A 19,990-nucleotide genomic window follows, 5' to 3' on the forward strand; every position below is an offset into this window, starting at 1 on the left:
GCCGGAGGGCGAAGGGATGCAATGCGGCGATTCTCCCGTACACGCGGCGATCGCTCCCCTGGCCTGGCCTGACCCCGGTGGCGGCCTGGCGCTGCCGCCCTGGCCCTGCCCCGGACCTGCGCCCCCCCCCCTGCTACTGCTGCTCGATCGACGCGAGCCGCAGGTCCAGGCGCTGGTCGGGCCCCTGGGGGATCTGCTGGATCCAGGCGAGAGGCAACGCCTGCGTCTGCTGCGGCGTCAGGAGGATGGCGAGCGGTTCCTGCTCGGTCGAGGGGCGCTGCGGCAGATCCTGGGCTTCTGGCTGAGGTGCGATCCCGCCGGCCTGGTGCTGGGGGCGGGTCCCCATGGCAAGCCGGAGCTGCTCCCCCAGCAGGCCGGGGGGCCGGGGCAGGGAGGCCGCCCCCCCCAGTTCAATGTGTCCCATTCGGGGGATCTGATCCTTGTGGGCATTCACCCCCAGCGGCCGGTGGGGGTGGATGTGGAGCAGCGACGGCCGGTGCCGGAGTGGCAGGGCATCGCCAACCGCTGTCTGCCAGCGGAGGAATCGGAACGGATCCGGGCCTTACCGGAAGAGCAGCGCAGCGACGCCTTCCTGGCCGCCTGGTGCCGGATGGAGGCGGGCCTCAAGGCCAGGGGTCTGGGGCTGTTCGCAGGGGCGCCTACCGACGGGCGGGCCCGGGAGGACCCGGATCTCTGGCCCGTGAACCTGCCGGAGGGGTACGTGGGCGCCACGGCCCTGGCCTGAAGCGTCAGGAACCTCCAGGCTGGGACTCCTCCTTGTCCTCCAGGTCGTCGGGGGTGAGGGGCAGGCCCAGGAGCTGCTTTTCGGCCCGCCGGATCGCCCGCGGGTCGCTGAGCAGTTCGGGCTCCTCGAGCAGGGGCAGCACCCGGGGCCGGTGCTGCGCCTCGGTGCGAGGCGGCGGCACCCAGACAAAGACGCTGTCGGGGGACCGCTGGTGGCAGAGACCCTCGGCCTGGCGCCGTAGAGCCAGCCGCACCGTCCCCCGCTCCTGGGCCAGGAAGAATTCTTCCCTCGGGGCCAGCCCGAAGCTGGTGGGATCCGGCCCGTTGCCGCCCTGAAGCCGGGCCGCATCAGGAAGCCAGCGGGGTTGGCAGACGCCGGCACGGCTGGTGTCGGTCTCGATCCAGATGTGCAGGCCCTTGCCGCCGGGCCGCGTCACCACGGCCAGCCCGTCGTGCGGCTGGTGCCGCGGCAGGGGGTACACCCGGCCACTCGGGCGTTGCTCGGCCGGCACGCAGCCGGCCAGCAGGATCGCCACCAGCGACGACCCCAGCAGTGACCTTCCCAGCCTGCGGCGTGCCAGCGGGCAGAGGGGCGGCACAGCGGAGACAACGCAATGGCGACGATGATCCTTACCCGACCTCCCCATCCGCTCTGCAGCAAGGGCGGCAGATCCATGGTCCTCACCGCCTCCACCATGCTGCCCCTGGGCACACCGCTGCCGGTCGCCGTCATGCAGGCCGGCCTGCGGCCGGTCACGGGCGGCCCCCTTTCGGCCACCGCCCTGGATGGGAAGCCCGTCCTGGTGCTGTTCCTCTGCCCCCACTGCCCGTTCGTGAAGCATGTGGAGGAGGAACTCACCCGGCTGCAGAACGATCTGAACGGCCGGGCGAGCCTGATCGGCATCTGCAGCAACAGCACCGTCAGCCATCCCCAGGACGGCCCGGCCGGGATGGCGGCCCAGGCCGAGGCTTGTCGTTGGACCTTCCCCTACCTGCAGGACCCCGCCCAGGACGTGGCCCGGGCCTTCCAGGCGGCCTGCACTCCCGACCCCTTCCTCTTCGATGCCACGCACCGGCTTGCCTACCGAGGGCAACTGGATGACAGCCGTCCGGGCGGCGGAATCGGCTGCGATGGAAGGGATCTGCGGGCTGCCCTGGAGGCCGTGCTGGAAGGGCGACCGGTGCCGGAACCGCAGCGGCCGGCCATCGGCTGCAACATCAAATGGCACCACAGCTGAACCGGCGCAGAGCGGCCGGCATGGGTCGGATCCGCAGGTTTAATGTTGCCGCCATGCAAGTGCCCCCCTTCAGTCTCAGCGAGCAACTGCACCAGCTGGGAGACGCGCTCGATCACGCCGTCCTGGCGGTCTTGCGCAGCGGGCAGTACATCGGGGGGACCACCATCAGCGGCTTCGAGGCCGCCTTCGCCGACGCCTGCGGCGTCCCGCACGCCATCGGCTGCAACAGCGGCACCGACGCCCTGGTGCTGGCCCTGCGGGCCCTGGGCCTCGGGCCCGGTGACGAGGTGATCACCAGTTCCTTCAGCTTCTTCGCCACGGCTGAAGCGATCAGCGCCGTGGGCGCCACGCCGGTGTTCGTGGACGTGGATCCGGACACCTACCTGATCGATCCGGACGCGATCGGCGCCGCCATCACCCCCGCCACCCGCGCCCTGATGCCGGTGCACCTGTTCGGCCGGCCGGTGGACATGGAGCGGATCATGGCCATCGCTGCCGCCCACGACCTGCGGGTGATCGAGGACTGCGCCCAGGCCAGCGGCGCCAGCTGGGCCGGGCGGCCTGTGGGCGGCTGGGGCGACGCCGGCTGCTTCAGCTTCTTCCCCACCAAGAACCTCGGGGCGGCCGGCGACGGCGGCATGGTGGTCTGCCGCGACTCGGGGCTGGCCCAGCGGATCCGGGAACTGGCGGTGCACGGCATGCCCCGCCGCTACCTGCACACCGACCTCGGCTACAACAGCCGCCTCGATGCCATCCAGGCCGCCGTGCTGATGGTGAAGCTGCCGCACCTGGCCGGCTGGGTGGAACGGCGGCGGGCCATCGCCGAGCGCTATCAGCGGGAACTGGCGGACCTGCCGGGCCTGCTGCCCGCGGCCCCCGGACCGGAGGGCCACAGCTGGAATCAGTTCGTGGTGCGGGTGCCCCATTGCCCGGCGACCACGATCGCCTGCGGCGGGCGCTGCACCCCCGCCGCCGACAGCGCCAGCCATGGCCTGCCCGAGGCCTGCTGCCGCGATTGGCTCAAGCAGCAGCTGCAGGAGACCGGGGTGACAACGATCATTTACTACCCGATTCCGATCCACCGCCAGCCGGCCTACGCCTCCCTGGGCTACGCCCCCGGCAGCCTGCCGATCACCGAACGGCTCTGCGCCGAGGTGCTCAGCCTGCCGATCTTCCCTGAACTCAGCGTCGAGCAACAGGACAGCGTCATCGCCGCGGTGCGCAGCCTGGTAGGGACCGCAGCGGTCGTCGCCTGAAGACTTGGCGTCCTAGCCCCGGGGCAGGGCGGCATGCAGGGCCTTGAAGCGGGCCTGCTGAACCTTGTGGCTGACGATCGGCGCGGGGTAACCACGCCGTTCCAGCGGCGCGATCTCGCCGCTGATCAGGTCGGCGGTGGCCACATGGGCCAGCTCCGGCAGCCAGCGGCGGATATAGGTGGCCTCCGGATCGAAACGGGCCGCCTGCGTGAAGGGGTTGAAGATGCGCAGGGGCTTCGGATCCATGCCGCTGCTGGCGCTCCACTGCCAGCCGCCGTTGTTGGCGGCGAGGTCGCCATCCACCAGCCGTTCCATGAAGGCCCGCTCGCCCCAGCGCCAGTCCACGATCAGATCCTTCACCAGAAAGGACGCCACCACCATGCGGCAGCGGTTGTGCATCCAGCCGCTCTCGTTCAGCTGGCGCATGGCGGCATCAATGATCGGCAGCCCGGTCAGCCCCTGGCACCAGGCCTGAAAGCGCGCCGGATCGTTGTCCCAGGGGAAGTGGCGCCACGGCGACCGGTAGGGACCATCGGCCAGCTCGGGGAAATGGAACAGGGCCTGCTGGTAGAACTCGCGCCAGGCCAGTTCCTGTTCCCAGACGCCGATGGAGCCAAGGGCTTCCTCACTGCGGGCGAGGGCCCGGGCCCCCTGGGCGGCGGCCCAGGCCTGGCGGGGGCTGAGGCTGCCGAAACTGAGGGCGGCGGACAGCCCGGACGTGCCGGCCTCACCAGGGAAATTACGGCCCGGCTCATAGGCGGCCAGGGGACCTCCGTTCACCCCGCCGTCGGCGAAGGCCTGCAGCTGCGCCAGGGCGGCCGCCTCGCCAGGACGGCAGGGGCACAGATCGGCACCGGCGAAACGGAACCCCAGCTCCTCGGCCGTGGGCGGCGCTTCCAGCCTGGGCAGGGCGGCCCAGAGAGGGGCGCTCTCCGCCGGCAAGGCGGCGGGATCAAGATCCAGCAGGCCCGTGGGGGCGTCCACCGGCTCCAGGCTGTCGGCGCGCCCCTCCACCTGGCCGCGCCAGTTGCGCAGGAACGGCCCATAGACCCGGTACGGCTCCCCGGCTCCGGTGCTGATCGCCTCCGGGTCCACCAACAGCTGGTCCCAGTCCACCAGCACCCGGGAGCCCTGGCTCCGCAACGCGGCCGCCACCTGTCGGTCGCGCTCCCGGCCGTAGGGCTCCACCTCACGGTTCCAGGCCACCACGCTGGCACCCACCGCCCGGGCCGCCCGGGGGATCAGGTCGGCCGGCTCGCCCCGCAGGATCAACAGCCGGCTCCCTGCCGCCCGCCAGCGATCCGCCAGTTCCCGCAGGCTCTGGCACAGAAACCAGACCCGGGCCGGCGCCATCAGCGGATCTGAGAGGATCGCCGCATCGAGCACAAACACACCGGTGACCGCCGGGGTGGCGGCCGCCGCTGCCGCCAGTCCCAGGTTGTCGGCCAGGCGCAGGTCGCGGCGATGCCAGAACAGCCAGCGCTCCGGGGCCATCAGAGTGCGAGCAGCTGACGGGCGCGGTACCAGGCCGTCACGGTTTTGCCGTCCAGGGCCTCATCGCCACTGGCCAGGAGCGCATCCAGCTGTGTGGGCTCCAGCAGCAGCACCTCCATGTCCTCGTCGTCGTCGCCGGGGGGGCGGTCCTGCAGCAGGGTGAGATCGCGGGCCAGGAAGAGGTGGATCACCTCGTCGGAGTAGCCGGGGCAGGGGTGCATGGCCCCCAGGGGATCCCAGCGGCTGGCGCTGTAGCCGGTCTCCTCCTCCAGCTCCCGCCGCATGGAACCCAGGGGCTGCTCCCCCTCCTCCAGGGTTCCGGCCGGGAACTCCAGCAAACGGCCGGCCACGGCGAAGCGGTACTGGCGCAGGATCACCACCCGGCCGTCCTCAAGCACCGGCACCGCCAGGGAGGCGCCCGGATGGCGGATCACGCCGTAGGTGCCCTCGATGCCGATCGGCAGCACCACCCGGTTCAGCTCGAAACGCACCTTCCTGGCCTGCAGGGCGGCGGTGGTCTCCAGGTGGATGCAGGGCTCAGGGGGCGGCAGGGGAGCCATGGAGCGGGCTGTTCGGGCCCCCAGTGTGACGGGCGGGGGCCAGGGATCGCGGTTCAGGGGCCCTCGGGCCAGCCCGGACCGCCGGCCAGAGCCAGGGGCTCCAGCTCCCCAGGCACCAGCGGCAAGGCGGCCAGAGCCTCGGTGGCAGAAACGGGCAGGCCGGCGGCCGCTGCGGGCAGCAGCAGGTCCGGATCGATCGCCGCCAGTGGGGCCAGCACGAACGCCCGCTCCTCCAGGCGCGGATGGGGCAACACCAGCTCCGGGCGGCAGCAGGTGTTGGCGCCGCACCAGAGCAGGTCGAGGTCGAGGCGGCGGGGGCCCCAGTGCTCGCGCCGCTCCCGGCCGAACCGGGTTTCAAGCTGCTGCAGGCGCCCCAGCAGCGCCGCCGGTTCGGGCCAGGCCGCGTCCAACGCCGCACCGGCCCCAGGCCGCGCCAGCAGGACGGCATTGAGGTAGGGCGGCTGCCCTGGCGGCCCCCCCACCGGCGCCGTGCGGAACCGTGGCGACCAGCACAGCTGCAGCGGCACTCCGGCCCAGGCCTCCAGCTCCGCCGCCAGCAGGGGCCGCACCGCCGCGAAGCTGGCGGCAGGATCGCCCAGATTGGCCCCCAGGGCGATGGCCAGGCTGGAGCGCAGGGGGGCGGTTGGCGCGCATGGCATCGGCGCAGCCTCGCATCGCCCGCAGGCACTCGGTCGGCGAGACTGGCCACCCACCCAGCCACTGCTCCATGGTCGTCAGCGGGTCCCCTGCCGCGCCCGCCGGTGCCTCCCCCACCGGCAGCTTCCCGCTGGCCGCGATCACCGGCCACGGCACCCTGAAGCTGGCCCTGCTGCTGGCGGCGGTGGATCCCGGCCTGGGCGGCGTGGTGATCGCCGGTGGGCGGGGCACCGGCAAATCGGTGCTGGCCAGGGGTCTCCATGCCCTGCTGCCACCGATCGATGTGATCGATCTGGCGGACGGCCCGGGACTGCTGCAGGCCGATCCCACCCGGCCCGATGAATGGGATGCGGCCACCCGACGCCGCATCACCGAACTGGGCGGCGATGCCAGCGGCGCCGATCCCGGCGTCCTGCTGCCCACCCGGGTGATGCCGGCGCCGTTCATCCAGGTGCCCCTGGGGGTCACCGAGGACCGGCTGATCGGCTCGGTGGACGTGACCGCCTCCCTGAATGCCGGGGCGGCGGTGTTCCAGCCGGGGCTGCTGGCGGAGGCCCACCGCGGGGTGCTCTACGTCGATGAACTCAACCTGCTGGACGACGGCATCACCAACCTGCTGCTGGCGGCGGTGGGCTCCGGCGAGAACCGCATCGAGCGGGAAGGGCTGAGCCTGTCGCACCCCTGCCGCTGCCTGCTGATCGCCACCTACAACCCGGAGGAGGGGGCGGTGCGCGACCACCTGCTGGATCGCTTCGCCATTGCCCTGTCGGCCAACCAGCTGCTCGACACCGACCAGCGGGTGGCGATCACCCGCTCGGCCCTCGACCACGGCGCCTCCAGCACCGCCTTCAGCGCCCGCTGGCAGGAGGAAACCGAAGCCCTGGCCACCCAGCTGCTGCTGGCCCGCCAGTGGCTGCCGGACGTGGCTATTGATCGCGAGCAGATCCGCTACCTGGTCACCGAAGCGATCCGCGGGGGGGTGGAGGGGCACCGGGCCGAGCTCTATGCGGTGCGGGTGGCCCGGGCCCATGCGGCCCTCTCCGGCCGCGACCGGGTGGAGGCGGACGACCTGCTGGTGGCGGTGCGGCTGGTGATCGCCCCGCGGGCCCTGCAGCTGCCGCCCCCGGATCCGGACCAGCCCATGGAGCCGCCGCCGCCGCCACCGCCCCAGGGGGAGCAGCCTCCGGAGGACCCGGAGCCGCCCCAGGAGGAGGAACAGGAGCCTGAAGAACCAGACGATCAGGACGACGACGACCAGGACGACAGCCCGGAGGACCAGGCTCCGCCCCAGATCCCCGAGGAGTTTCTGCTGGATCCGGAGGCCACCGCCATCGACCCCGACCTGCTGGTGTTCGCCTCGGCGAAGGCCAAGAGCGGCGGCAGCGGCAGCCGGGCCGTGGTGTTCAGCGACAGCCGCGGCCGCTACGTCAAGCCGATGCTGCCCCGCGGTCCCGTGCGCCGCATCGCCATTGACGCCACCCTGCGGGCCGCGGCGCCGTACCAGAAGGCCCGCCGCGCCCGGGAGCCCCACCGCAGGGTGATCGTGGAGGAGGGGGACCTGCGGGCCAAGCAACTGCAGCGCAAGGCCGGCGCCCTGGTGATCTTCCTGGTGGATGCCAGCGGCTCGATGGCCCTGAACCGCATGCAGAGCGCCAAGGGGGCCGTGATCCGCCTGCTCACCGAGGCCTACGAGAACCGGGACGAGGTGGCCCTGATCACCTTCCGCGGCGAACAGGCCGAAGTGCTGCTGCCGCCCACCCGCTCGATCACCGCCGCCCGCCGGCGGCTGGAGTCGATGCCCTGTGGCGGCGGCTCACCCCTGGGCCATGGCCTGGCCCAGGCGGCCCGGGTGGGGGCGAACGCCCTGGCCACCGGCGACCTGGGCCAGGTGGTGGTGGTGGCCATCACCGACGGCCGCGGCAACGTGCCCCTGAGCCGCTCCCTGGGCCAACCGGCGCTGGAGGGGGAGGAACCGGTGGATCTCAAGGAGGAACTGCGGCAGGTGGCCAGCCGCTACCGCAGCCTGGGGCTGCGGCTGCTGGTGATCGACACCGAGCGCAAGTTCATCGGCAGCGGCATGGGCAAGGAGCTGGCCGAGGCCGCCGGCGGCCGCTACGTGCAGCTGCCCAAGGCGAGCGATCAGGCCATCGCCGCCATCGCCCTGGAAGCGATCAACGGTTTCTGACGCTGGGGGCGAGCCGGTCCTGGGCGGCCTGGCGGGCGGCCTTCACCTCCTGCTGGCGCGCCTCCTGCCGTGACTGCCGGTCGCGGGCGCTCTCCACCTGGGCGGGATAGAGCTCCTCGAAGAACTTGCCCAGACCGATCGAGACGCTGCGGATGCCGTCAAGGAACTTCGGATCGCCGGTGAGCTTGTTCACGTCCCCGCCGACGGCCGACCAGCGGTCGGTGAGCTGCTTGGCGTTGGTGAGGGTGGCCTGAAGATCGGCCACGGTCTTGGGGTTGTCGAGCGCTGCGGCCAGGTTGCCGACGTGCTTGGTGGCCCTGGCGGCATCGGCGCTGGCCAGGTTGAGGTTGCTGAGAATCGGATCCACTTTGCCCGCCGAGCGGTTCAGCTGGGTGACCAGTGCCTGGGCATCCCGCAGGAACACCTGGCCGCTCTTGGTGAGCAACTCGGTCTCCTTGGCGGTCTTGGAAAAGGCAGCGGTGGCCGCCACCATCTGCTGAACCAGCTGTTCCTTTTCGGCCTGGTCGAGCAGGCCCTGCACCGTTTCGGTGACCGTATCGAGGCTGGCCGCCGCGATGCCATTCACCTTGCCGCCGTTGCACACCATGCGGGTGTTGTTGCAGGCCCGCTCCCGGGGCCCTGGCAGGCTGGCCGGCAGCGGGGGTCCGCCGGCCAGCAGCGCCACCTGGGCGTCGCCGCCGAGCAGGGAGGCATTGCCGACCCTGGCCACCAGGGGCCGGGCCAGTCGCAGGCGCGGGTCGGTGATCTCCAGATCGGCAATCACGGCCGCGTCGGTGACCGTGACCCGGCTCACGTTGCCCACCAACACCCCCCGGAAGGTCACCGGCGAACGCTCGGCCAGACCGGCGGCATCGGCGAAGCTGGCTCGGATCGTCCAGGTGTTGCCTCTCAGGGAGACGCCACGCAACCAGAACCACAGGCCCAGCCCACTGGCCACGGCCGCCAGCAGGGAAAATCCAACCAGGGCTTCACGGACACTCCGGCGCATGGGCTCAGTTCTCAGCCGGCTGCATCGGTCCCTGCAGACTACCGCTCCGAAACTGCACCACATAGGGATTGGTGCTGACGCGGAAGTCCTCGACCGCACCGATCCAGCGGAAACGGCCGTCGTAGAGGAGGGCCACCCGCTCGGCGCAGCGGTCAATCGTGCTCATCACATGACTCACCACCAGGGAGGACGCCTGCACCAGTTCCGAGGTGCGCACGATCAGATCCTCGATGCGGGTACAGGCCACGGGATCGAGCCCGGCCGTGGGCTCATCGAACAGCAGCAAGGGGGTGAGGGACTGCGGTGCGGTGGGGTCTTCGATCAGGGCGCGGGCGAAGCTGACCCGTTTCTGCATGCCGCCGCTGAGCTCCCCGGGCATCTGTTCCTCGATACCCGCCAGCCCCACGGCCTGCAGGGCCATGTCCACCCGCTCAGCGATCTCCTGCTCGCTCAGTCGGCTGAAGCGGTAGAGCAGGAAACCCACGTTCTCCTTCACGGAGAGCGACGCCAGCAGGGCGGGGTTCTGGAACACCAGACGCACATCGGGGGGGTGACGCTGATCCAGGCGCAGGTAGGTCTGGGGTTCGCCGTGGATCCGCAGCCGTCCCGAGGTGGGCAGTTGCAGCCCCGCCAGCAGCCGCAGCAGGGTGGACTTGCCGGAGCCAGATGGGCCCACCACCACGAGCCGTTCACCGGCCTGCAGGCGGAGATCGATGTCGTCGAGCACGATGTTAGATCCCCAGCGCATGCTGAGGTTCTCCATCTCGGCCACCGGAGCGGCGGAAGGTACGGCCGTATGCGGGGAAGGGCTGAGGACCAAGGAAGCGTCGCGCACAGGCCCTGGGGACCGGACACCCATCCTGCCGGTTACGGAGGGGCTTTTCATCCGTACAGTTCGGTTGGTCTGTGCCGCGTCGCCACGCCCTGCCCTTGACGGTTCGAGGCCCCGCTGCAAACGCCCGGCGGCGCCGAGGCGGCTCCCGCCCCGGGCGCCCCCGCTGGGTGGGCCGCGGCGACCTGCGCCAGCAGGATCTGATGAGCCGCTCGCGGCGGGCGGCCCGCTGGCTGCAGCCGGGGCTGGTGGTGAAGCGCTGGATGATCACCTCGGGCCTGGGGCTGGTGATCGCCCTGCTGGGGGCAGCCGTCTGGGCCGACCTGCAGCCGATCTACTGGACCCTGGAGACGATTCGCTGGGGCCTGAATCGCCTCACCCAGGTGATGCCCAGGGGGATCACCGGCCCACTCGTGCTGCTGATCGGCGCCGCCATGGTCTGGCTGGGCCAGAGCCGCAGCTTCGGCGCCATCCAGCAGGCCCTGGCCCCGGAGAAAGACACCCTGCTGGTGGACGCCCTGCTGGCCCAGCGACGGCTGAACCGCGGCCCCAACATCGTGGCGATCGGCGGCGGCACGGGCCTGGCGACCCTGCTGAGCGGTCTGAAGCGCTACAGCAGCAACCTCACCGCCATCGTCACGGTGGCCGACGACGGGGGCAGCAGCGGCGTGCTGCGGCGGGAGCTGGGCGTGCAGCCCCCCGGCGACATCCGCAACTGCCTGGCGGCCCTGGCCCGGGAGGAGCCCCTGCTCACCCGGCTGTTCCAGTACCGCTTCAAAGCCGGCAGCGGCCTGGAAGGCCACAGCTTCGGCAATCTGTTCCTCAGCGCCCTGACGGCGATCACCGGCAGCCTGGAATCGGCGATCATCGCCAGCAGCCGCGTGCTGGCGGTGCAGGGCCAGGTGGTGCCCGCCACCAACGCCGACGTTCGCCTCTGGGCCGAACTGGAGAACGGCGACCGGATCGAGGGGGAATCCCAGATCGGCCATGCCCCCTGCCCGATCGTGCGCCTCGGCTGCACGCCGGAGCGACCGCCGGCCCTGCCCAGGGCCCTGGAGGCCATCGCCAATGCCGATCTGATCGTGCTGGGACCGGGGAGCCTCTACACCTCCCTGCTGCCGAATCTGCTGGTGCCGGAACTGGTGAGCGCCATCAGCACCAGCAAGGCGCCGCGGCTGTACATCTGCAACCTGATGACCCAGCCCGGCGAGACCGATGGCCTGGACGTGGGCGGCCACCTACGGGCCATCGAAGCCCAACTGGCCAGCCTGGGGGTGGAGCAGCGCCTCTTCAGCGCCGTGCTGGCCCAGGAGGACCTGGTCGATTCCAGCCTGGTGGACCTCTACAAGCTCCACGGCGCCGAACCGGTCACCTGCGAAGCCTCAATCCTGGAGGAGCAAGGCTATGAGGTGATCCTGGCGCCGCTGCAGGGGGCCCGGCCGAGTGCCACCCTTAGGCACGAGCCGCGCAGCGTGGCCAAGGAAGTGATTCGCTATTTCCGGAAGCACCGGAGGGATTGAACATCCGATGAGCAACCAACGATGAGCCGCAACACCTTGATCCTCGGCGTCACCGGACAGGACGGCGCCTATCTGAGCCACCTGCTCCTGGGTAGGGTTACAGGGTGGTTGGTACCAGCCGCGATGCCCAGATGGCGAATACCAGCCGGCTGGAGCGCTTAGGGATGGCCGATGCCGTGGAGATTCGCTCGCTGGCACCAAACGATTATCGCAGCGTGCTGAAGGTGGTCAGCGGCGTGGAACCGTACGAGATCTACAACCTGGCCAGGCAGACCAGCGTGGGGTTGTCGTTTGAACAGCCTGTGGGAGTGCATGGAGTCGATCGCCGGCGGCACCCTGAACCTGCTGGAGGTGATCCGGTGTCTGGGCGCGCCGGTGCGGCTGTTCAATGCGGGCAGCTCGGAATGTTTCAGCGACACCAGCCGCACACCAGCCTCCGAGGAGACACCGTTCCGACCACGCAGCCAAAACGCCATAGCCAAAGCGACGGCATTTTGGCAAGTAGCGAACTACCGGGAGGCCTACGGCCTGTTCGCCTGTACGGGGATCCTGGCCAACCATGAGTCACCACAGCCTCCCACCCGCTCCATGGATGCGTGACATGGAAGGCTGCTGCGGTGGCGGGCAGCAACGCCCGAATCAGTTAGGAGGCTGCGCGAATAGTCCATTCAATCGACCAATCGAAGAGAGCCATTGAACGAGGGCTCGGGTTGGCGGCAAGTTCAGCACACTGCTGAATATCTAGCCAAAGGCTTCTCCGCAGGACTAGCTTTTCATTGCGTCTCAGGTGGCAACTGAGCGGCCGGCCCGATCAAGAAAGGTACCAGCAAGTCAGAGCCCTGTTGGTTCGCTCTGAGAGCCACCCCCAAGAAGGACCAATGGGAGACAAGCTATGAGCCTCGTCAAATCCCCCCAGAATCAAACCAAGCATCCATAATCCATCAACCACCGTTCCTCAAGATGAAATTCCATACAAAACAAAGCGGCAGCGCAATTGAAGATAGCCCATTTGGAGGCCATGCCAAATTAGTTCAGCAGCTTCCTGTCCGAGCGCTAGAAGACATGTACAAGCAAAAGTGCGAACTAGATGTTAGTCAGTATTTAGATGGGCTGGCTTACATCTCCCAGTATAAGTGCAGAAAGACTGGCATGCTTTTTTGGAGGCCCAAAGAAATATCAGGCGACGAAGCATTCTATGCTGAGATCAGTAAGAAATGGCCGTCGTACTACAAAGAGGAGAGGTGGGAATATCACCAAGCTAGAAACCAGATCATACATTCACAGGCAGAATCAATACTTGAGATCGGCTGTGGACGAGGTTACTTTCTTAGGTCACTAGAGCCACTCGGCGTGAACGGAGTAGGGCTGGAACTCAACAAGGACGCAATTCACAATAAAGAGACAAAAAGCCAGGTTCTTCAGCAGACACTTCAAGATTTTAGAAGCCACAACCCTCATTCAATTGATGCAGTATGCAGCTTTCAAGTCCTTGAACATGTATGCGACCCTTATCAATTTCTTTCTGACTGTGTCGACGTAGTCAAACCCGGAGGAAAGATTATTATCAGCACACCAAACCATGAATATCCTGATCATGCTATGATGCGGGATGCATTTGATCTGCCGCCTCATCACTTAAATCACTTTAACCGCAGAGTTTTCCAGCGAATTGGGAAAATACTTTCCCTTCGGATAGTTGGAATATACTCCCAGCCACACAACCTTGGAGTGCATACAAACGACAGAAAGCCAAATCTTTTCACCCACTTAGCCTCAAGGGCGCTATCGCATGGCTGGCAAGCCGCGAATCAGCTGATCGGTCAAACGACATCAAATCCAAGAGTAGGGCATACCATTCTCGCGATCTTCCAGAAGCCATAATATTCCCAAAGGAAATCGCGAGATTAGGTAGAGGATGTAGAGCGATAAGCACTGCACTGGGAATTACTACTTACGTCCGCACAATTTATTCTGAGCATATTGATTTGCAAGATATAGGTTGTACCTCCGCCAGAGAAGACACCATTGACGAACACGAATCTGCTAGAATTGAAGGCTTTTGTAACACAATTGCTGCCCTCCGAGGTCACGATGGCCAAGATCCCGGAGCGGCTGGAACTCGCCGATGCTGATTTGGCTGATCCAGCACCGTCAGTTCCTGCAGCCATCCGCTGGGTCGCAACAGCTCCGCCCCAGATCTACACAAGTCTCCTCGGTGGCAGAGTTGCACAGCGAGCGATCAGGGACCATAGTGGACGGATGGTGCTGCGCAATCAGCTTCCAGGCAGTCATCTCCTGACTGCTCCTTTTCACCCTCAAGAAAGGGTCACAGGACCGTCTGAGTTGCACCACTCGAAGGAGCGTTAACCAAACTCTCTGCGGCCGGGTGATGGCAAGTGTTAGTTGGAGGAATTATGAAAGTTGATTTTATGATCGTGGGTGCCCAGAAATGCGGCACGACCACATTGTTTCAAATACTCAACAGTCATCCCCTTATTGTTGGGGCCCGGAGCAAGGAACCCCATTTCTTTTCCAGGTCGAGTGACTGGAAGAACGAATTACCTCAATATAATGAGCTTTATAAAGAAACAAAAGATGCTCTGTACTTTGAAGCATCTACATCTTACACATTCTACCCGTTGATGAATCTCCGTATTTGGGATGACATCTTTGATTACAACCCACATATGAAGTTCATTTACATTGTGAGATCGCCAATTGATAGAATAGTGTCAGGTTATATGCATCACTACGAGAGGGGGTATACAGATTTAAGTCTTGAGGAGGCGCTGATCAAGGATCGGCTATACATAGATTTGACGAGGTACTACACGCAGATATCTCCTTATATTAAGGTATTTGGCCGCAACAGGGTATTAATAGTTGATTTCAATGACCTAGTCTGTCAGAGGCAAACGGTTCTAGAAGAGATTTCAGAGTTTCTTTCGATAAATGTCAACCAATTTGCTGATAACGAGCAGCTGCAGAAAAACAAATCTATTGGAGGATATAAAATGCATCACAAGTTCGATTCACCTTCAATACCACTGAAAGCAATCCAAAAGTTTCTGCCGCGTCTCTGGGGCAAGATAACTGACAATTCCAGTCGTGCCTTCTCAACGAAGCCAGTTCTGAGCTCTGAGCTGAAGGAAATGATTGTAAACATGCTGGAATTAGAGATCAATGAGCTACAGAAGCTGATGAAGAAGGATCTTACTAAATGGATGTTGGTGGGAAAGTGATATGTCAGCTAACGAGGCGCTGCACCTGACCGCTGTTCCGCTGCGCTCCTTAGCGGCAGAGTATGCGTTCAGAGGTCGGCAAGTGAACCGCTCAAACTTGGCATGACTTCCACCAGCCCAGACTTCTGATCGGTCGGTGCTCGCGACCTATGCGCTCTGCTGGATCAGGCTCGGCGGCGGCAGGCGGTGGGGTGATGGGCGCTCACCTGATCACAACGCTTCGATGGCAGCAGGTTGCGGCCATGGCCAGGCGCAGCTGACCGCTTCGGACGTATCAGCGGGCGACGGAGCTGGAGCAGTGGGAGGAGCGGACGGGGCCTGCCTAGCATCTTTGGCCGGCGGATGGCTGTCCGGCGACAATCTGGTTGAGGGGCGCATTGCATCTTAAAAGCTGTTACCCCGCTAGGGTTGTTGCATCAGAAGTAGCAACCGCCTGTGGCACCGGCACGGGGCGACGCGCAAGGCGTGAGGCCAGGCCGACCGGCCTCTCTCAAAGAAAGAGAGCGGATGGCGCTGGCGATCAGCGCGGCAACAGCCCGTTACCGGAGCCTCAGCCGGGTAGGAAAACAGCGGCTGCTGGATGAGCTGCAAGCCTTGACCGGTTATCACCGCAAATCCCTGCTGCGCCGGTTAAACCAGCGGCCCGACGAGCGGCAGACCAGCCTGCGCGGGCAGCACCGCCGCCGCTACGGCCCCGAGGTGGTGGAGGCTTTGGTGCCACTGTGGGAGGCCAGTGATCGGCTGTGCGGCAAGCGCCTCCATGCCCTGCTGCCGCAGTTGGTGGAATCGCTGGAGCACCACGGCCACGTGCAGCTGGAGCCGGGCGTCCGGGCGCGGGTGTTGACGATGAGCAGCGCCACGATTGACCGGCTGCTGGCTCCAGTCCGCAAAAGTAGCGGGGGCAATGGATGGCGCCGCCCTCCCCGTGCCTACAGCGGTGTACGCCGTCGGGTGCAGGTGCGCACGTTCAAAGGCTGGGATGAGCACAAGGATCCCGGCTGGCTGGAGATCGACCTGGTGGCCCATTGCGGCGGGCGGTTGGAAGGACGGTTCATCTGGACTCTGGTGGCCACCGACATCGCCACCGGCTGGAGCGAGAGCCTGCCGGTGATCACGCGGGATGGGGCCTCGGTGTTGGCGGCACTCCAGCGGTTGCGTCAGCACCTTCCCTTCCCCTTGCGCGGGATCGATGCGGATAACGATCCAGCCTTCATGAATGCCCTGATGGAGCAGTGGTGCGATGCACCGGAGCAGGGGATCGAGCTCACCCGCTCGCGGGCGTATCAGAGCAACGATCAGGCCTGGGTGGAACAGAAGAACGGGGTGCTGATCCGCCGGGTGGTCGGCTACGAGCGCTTGGTGGGCCTGGAGGCGGCCCAGCTGCTGGGGGAGCTCTACGCGGCTCTGCGGCTATTCACGAACCTGTTTCAGCCATCGTTCAAGCTCAAAAGCAGCGTGCGGGAAGGAGGCCGGATCAAGCGGCTGCACCACCCGCCGCGAACGCCGCTGCAACAGCTGCTGCGCACCGGAGTGCTCAGCGATCAGGAAGCCCAGGACCTCAAAGAGCTGAGAAAGCGGTGTGACCCCGTGGTGCTGTTGGCCACGATTCGGAGCTGCCAGAGCCGGCTGGCCCTGTTGATCAGCGGCCAACACACCAGTGCCATGGCGGGCGAGCCGCTGAGCTGGCGGACCCCTGAGCAAGAAAAGCGAGAGCTGGAGGGGTTTCTGCAGGGGTTACAGGCGCTGTGGCGCCAGAGCAGGCCTCTACAGAAAAAGCTCAAACCGCGGCAGGGCCGCCGCAGCCGGGTGGATCCCTTTGAGGCCCATGCTGAGCTGATCCCCCATTGGCTGACAGCAGAACCAGATGTGGGCAGCCAGGAGCTCCTGGACAGGCTGATTGATCTGGATCCCCAGCGCTATGGGCCCCAACACAAACGCACGCTGCAGCGGCGAATCAGAGATTGGCGCTTGGCAAGGGTGGAAAAGTGTGTAGCTAGTGCATCCGAACGGCCTGAAACCAAGCCAGGAACAAGGGAAGCAGTGTTACCAGGCGTCAATTAAAACAGGTAACAAGTTATTGATGCAAAGCGCCCATCAACCTGATTGACACGGGACAGATGGCCTTGCGGTCGGTGAGGCGTCCTATGGGGCCAGGCCGAACCTGTCCTCCTCGCTTCCAGCTACTCTGTCGAGTGGACTAGGCGTTTTCCTTCAGGAGCCTGTGGGCCCTGACTGCGGCCTCCCCCCTCTCGGGGTCTGGACCTCGATGCCCTTTCCGAGAGTCCGTGCCAAGGAGCCCATTGCCTCCCCGTGGGCCAGGATCCAGAGCGTTTCATGGGCGATGGCCAGCTGGCGTAAGGCATCCCATCGCTCCCAGGACATGGGGCTCCCTTTGGGCTTCCAGATCCTGGTGGCGGGCTTGAAGAAGAGATCCCTTACGTCCTGTTCTGGGAGACCTAGATAGTCCCGACGGATTCGGACTGCCGCTGCACCGTGCTTCCTTTTCGCATAGTCGGGGGGGTTTCTCCCTCCACGGCCTCCGCTTCGTCAAGGATAGTCTTCTTTCGAATTCACCACTTCTGGAAATTGCTTAATCCCTCAGATGTCCTGTTTAAGTTCTGAAGAGTTGTCTTTTTCCTGCATAACGCGATGTGCTCAACGCTTCAAGGCTACTTGCCATTCAACACGTAGCGATTGGGTTTCTTGTACAGACTGCTCAATCGGATCAAGCAGTTGACTGGCAAATGCAAGCCAAAGACATCTTTAACACATTAGATGGCGATTGGCTCGAGCATCAAGAGCCGCATCAGCATATGTAGTGCCCAAGTAGTGGAACAAATACCGAGGGCGCAGATAACAGCACTTGTGAGATGAGTGGGTTTTTAACCTTAGTCGGAGCAAAAGCCATCGCTTTGGCACGGAATGGGGTACTCAGACTCAAGACAGCTCTTCGCAAGTAGCAGTATGGAGGTCGGGCGACAGGATCGATGTCCGCCATGAATCAACGACGAACAAACGCGTACTGCTGACGTATACCAAGCAGAAAAGGAAATCAATAAGGCCATTACGACTGCTCCAAGCCAACGTATGTTTTCCTCAGTGAGGTAGGCCTCCATGTACAAAGACAGCGTCACAACCGGCTGACCTTGGACCCGCTTCAAAGGTTGCGGCCATGCATTCAAGGCCAGTGTTGAAATGAAGCTATTGAAGATCCGAAGTGCTAAAATTCAAAAGAGGTTCACAGATAGTCAGGGAATGGATCAAAACCAATTTACAAGACCACCCTTAATCCCATCAAATTTAGATCGATACCTTGTTCGGAAACGCATTCTGCAGGCGATTCTTGAAGCGAGGCCACTTCTTTGTGGCACGCTCCTCGACATTGGCTGCGGGACCTCTCCTTATCGCGCGATACTAGAAGCACCCGCAGGAAAGGCAAGAATTTATATTGGGCTTGATTCATTAAATAATCCCCTCTACAAGAATAACCCCGATATAGTGTGGGAGAATAGCAAAATACCATTAAGCGACGACTCAGTCGATTCCATCCTACTTACTGAAGTACTAGAGCACTGCAGCAATCCATCTGAAATCCTTGACGAGGCCAATCGAGTGCTAAGGCGAGATGGGTTCTGCTTGGTTACTGTGCCCTTTTTGTGGCCTCTTCACGATACTCCTTGTGATGAGTATCGGTACACTCCATTCAGTCTAGAAAGGCTAGCAGTCAATGCTGGCTTTGAGATAGCATCTATGCGATCTCTTGGAGACTGGGATGCATCTCTAGCCCAGATGATTGGCCTGTGGATACGCAGAAGGAAGATGAATGGACTACTTCGGACATTGCTATCGTATGCAGCCTTCCCTATCTACCTGCTTCTTGTTATACTAGACAACGGTGCAGAGAGAGCTGAGTACAGCTCAGGCCCAATGATCACAGGCCTAACGGCATTACTCAGGAAGAAATAACCATGCAAAGATTAAAGATCGCAATTTTTACCACCAATCGCCAAGCATACTCCGAAACATTTATACGGGCACATATAAACAATTTACCGTTTGATATATTGACGGTATTTCACAACGAACGGGGCTTTGAGGATGCGTATGGAAAGCAGATCGCAAAGTCAAAGACTATAGCAGCAAAGCTCAAGGACTTTCTGCTAAATCGACCAAAAGCCCAAATGACTCAACGCGGTGATGTTGCGGACTGGCTTCAAAAGAATCGCCCATCTGCAATTTTAGCCGAGTTTGGCCCAATTGGAGCGATGATGTGTCACGAAAGCGAGCAAGCACGGATTCCACTTGTCGTGCATTTTCATGGCGCTGATGCATCCAACAAAGATATGATCCAAGAATATAGAAAAGGATATGAGGACATGTTCAGAATCGCTAAGGCAATAGTGGTCGTTTCAAATCAAATGTTCAATAGCCTCGTGGAGCTTGGTGCACCCATTGAGAAGATAGTGGTCAACACCTACGGCGCCGACCAGATTTTCTTTTCAGGATCCTTTCCCTCTCATTCGGATCAAATATTGCTTTCGGTTGGACGGTTTGTTGAAAAGAAATCCCCGATGCTTACAATTTTGAGCTTCTCGTTAGTGGTTAGAAAGTTCCCAAATGCAAAGTTGTGGATGGCCGGCGATGGACCACTTTTGGAAGCAGCCAGACAATTCACTCATGCTTTATCGATAAGTTCTAATGTTGAATTTCTAGGTGTGCTCACCCCAGATCGAGTCAGGGAGAAAATGCGGCAAGTACGCGGATTTGTTCAACATTCATTACATGCTTCCAATGGTGATGCAGAAGGCACACCCGTAGGGATTATTGAAGCCCAGTTAGCAGGTCTTCCAGTGGTCTCAACAAGACACGCAGGAATCCCAGACGTTGTTGAAGATGGGAAGACGGGATACCTCGTGGAAGAGGGAGATTGGGAAGAAATGGCAGAAGCAATGCTAACGCTACTCAAAGATCCCCTACTAGCTGGCAGTCTTGGCAAAGCCGCAAGGGAAAGAGCACTTCCTCGCTTTACACTAGAAAGCCACATTGCAAATCTTGCTGAGATTATAGTTAGAGCCTCGACCTAAGCTGAATACCAGTACTCCTAACAGCTTTACCCGATGGCCCCTTCACTCAGAAGGGTTTTGGCATTCTCCTTTCTAACCCCAAGAGGCCATAAGGATATGAACAATGCGTTGTTCCAGGAGGCCGTCTGGCCGAGATTTCTGCGAACCAGTGGGCTGATATGAGACGTAC

Annotated in this window: 17 protein-coding genes and 1 pseudogene; 12 read left to right on the forward strand and 6 right to left on the reverse strand. The window is 63.5% G+C overall.

Features of this window, described 5'->3' with window-relative positions; translation table 11 throughout:
• The first annotated feature begins 16 nt into the window (after window positions 1–16).
• A complete protein-coding gene (locus tag VB739_RS04790; protein ID WP_323355973.1) occupies window positions 17–745 on the forward strand; it encodes a 4'-phosphopantetheinyl transferase family protein in 729 nt (242 codons plus the stop codon).
• Between the two features lie 4 nt (window positions 746–749).
• On the opposite strand, the gene VB739_RS04795 is transcribed toward VB739_RS04790, so the two are convergent.
• Window positions 750–1,280, reverse strand: coding sequence for a hypothetical protein (locus VB739_RS04795; protein ID WP_323355974.1), 531 nt, complete (start codon window positions 1,278–1,280; stop codon window positions 750–752).
• 138 nt (window positions 1,281–1,418) lie between these two features.
• Here VB739_RS04795 and VB739_RS04800 point away from each other — a divergent pair, with 138 nt between their 5' ends.
• The gene (locus VB739_RS04800) at window positions 1,419–1,982 is read left to right on the forward strand and encodes a thioredoxin family protein (protein WP_323355975.1); all 564 of its coding nucleotides are present in this window, start codon (window positions 1,419–1,421) and stop codon (window positions 1,980–1,982) included.
• A 53-nt stretch (window positions 1,983–2,035) separates the two neighbouring features.
• Window positions 2,036–3,238, forward strand: coding sequence for a DegT/DnrJ/EryC1/StrS family aminotransferase (locus tag VB739_RS04805; RefSeq protein ID WP_323355976.1), 1,203 nt, complete (start codon window positions 2,036–2,038; stop codon window positions 3,236–3,238).
• Between the two features lie 12 nt (window positions 3,239–3,250).
• On the opposite strand, the gene VB739_RS04810 is transcribed toward VB739_RS04805, so the two are convergent.
• Genes VB739_RS04810 through folK form a run of 3 tightly spaced genes read right to left on the reverse strand, consistent with a single transcriptional unit; the run spans window position 3,251 to window position 5,951 of the window.
• A complete protein-coding gene (locus VB739_RS04810) occupies window positions 3,251–4,732 on the reverse strand; it encodes an FAD-binding domain-containing protein (protein ID WP_323355977.1) in 1,482 nt (493 codons plus the stop codon).
• A complete protein-coding gene (locus VB739_RS04815) occupies window positions 4,732–5,292 on the reverse strand; it encodes an NUDIX hydrolase (RefSeq protein WP_323355978.1) in 561 nt (186 codons plus the stop codon). The genes VB739_RS04810 and VB739_RS04815 overlap by 1 nt, the downstream gene beginning before the upstream one ends.
• A 53-nt stretch (window positions 5,293–5,345) precedes the next feature.
• Entirely contained in the window at window positions 5,346–5,951 is a 606-nt protein-coding gene (gene folK, locus VB739_RS04820) for a 2-amino-4-hydroxy-6-hydroxymethyldihydropteridine diphosphokinase (protein ID WP_323355979.1), read from the reverse strand.
• A gap of 68 nt (window positions 5,952–6,019) precedes the next feature.
• Here folK and bchD point away from each other — a divergent pair, with 68 nt between their 5' ends.
• A complete protein-coding gene (bchD, locus tag VB739_RS04825; protein WP_323355980.1) occupies window positions 6,020–8,134 on the forward strand; it encodes a magnesium chelatase ATPase subunit D in 2,115 nt (704 codons plus the stop codon).
• On the opposite strand, the gene VB739_RS04830 is transcribed toward bchD, so the two are convergent.
• Window positions 8,121–9,143 carry an MlaD family protein gene (locus VB739_RS04830; protein ID WP_323355981.1) on the reverse strand — a complete coding sequence of 341 codons (1,023 nt, stop codon included), beginning with the start codon at window positions 9,141–9,143 and terminating at the stop codon, window positions 8,121–8,123. The two genes, bchD and VB739_RS04830, sit on opposite strands and share 14 nt — an antisense overlap.
• A gap of 4 nt (window positions 9,144–9,147) precedes the next feature.
• Window positions 9,148–9,906: an ABC transporter ATP-binding protein gene (locus tag VB739_RS04835; RefSeq protein WP_323356003.1), complete on the reverse strand. Its 759-nt coding sequence runs from the start codon at window positions 9,904–9,906 to the stop codon at window positions 9,148–9,150.
• Window positions 9,907–10,178: 272 nt separating this feature from the next.
• Here VB739_RS04835 and VB739_RS04840 point away from each other — a divergent pair, with 272 nt between their 5' ends.
• From VB739_RS04840 to VB739_RS04870, 8 genes and pseudogenes are all read left to right on the forward strand, one after another.
• Window positions 10,179–11,495, forward strand: a complete 1,317-nt coding sequence (locus VB739_RS04840; protein ID WP_323356004.1) for a gluconeogenesis factor YvcK family protein — start codon at window positions 10,179–10,181, stop codon at window positions 11,493–11,495.
• Between the two features lie 131 nt (window positions 11,496–11,626).
• Window positions 11,627–11,743: pseudogene (locus VB739_RS04845) on the forward strand (hypothetical protein); the annotation flags it as partial.
• Window positions 11,744–11,786: 43 nt separating this feature from the next.
• Window positions 11,787–12,095, forward strand: a complete 309-nt coding sequence (locus VB739_RS04850) for a GDP-mannose 4,6-dehydratase (protein ID WP_323355982.1) — start codon at window positions 11,787–11,789, stop codon at window positions 12,093–12,095.
• Window positions 12,096–12,455: 360 nt separating this feature from the next.
• Window positions 12,456–13,376, forward strand: a complete 921-nt coding sequence (locus VB739_RS04855) for a class I SAM-dependent methyltransferase (RefSeq protein ID WP_323355983.1) — start codon at window positions 12,456–12,458, stop codon at window positions 13,374–13,376.
• A gap of 533 nt (window positions 13,377–13,909) precedes the next feature.
• Window positions 13,910–14,737 carry a sulfotransferase gene (locus VB739_RS04860; protein ID WP_323355984.1) on the forward strand — a complete coding sequence of 276 codons (828 nt, stop codon included), beginning with the start codon at window positions 13,910–13,912 and terminating at the stop codon, window positions 14,735–14,737.
• A gap of 594 nt (window positions 14,738–15,331) precedes the next feature.
• On the forward strand, window positions 15,332–16,798 hold the full coding sequence (locus VB739_RS04865) for a transposase family protein (protein ID WP_323355985.1): 1,467 nt from the start codon (window positions 15,332–15,334) through the stop codon (window positions 16,796–16,798).
• Window positions 16,799–17,992: 1,194 nt separating this feature from the next.
• Complete coding sequence (locus VB739_RS16665; RefSeq protein WP_416233301.1) at window positions 17,993–18,703, forward strand: class I SAM-dependent methyltransferase; 711 nt, start codon at window positions 17,993–17,995, stop codon at window positions 18,701–18,703.
• 2 nt (window positions 18,704–18,705) lie between these two features.
• Window positions 18,706–19,821, forward strand: coding sequence for a glycosyltransferase (locus tag VB739_RS04870; RefSeq protein ID WP_323355986.1), 1,116 nt, complete (start codon window positions 18,706–18,708; stop codon window positions 19,819–19,821).
• Window positions 19,822–19,990: the final 169 nt, after the last annotated feature.

Source organism: Cyanobium gracile UHCC 0281 (assembly GCF_034931305.1).
Taxonomy (GTDB): Bacteria; Cyanobacteriota; Cyanobacteriia; order PCC-6307; family Cyanobiaceae; genus Cyanobium; species Cyanobium gracile_A.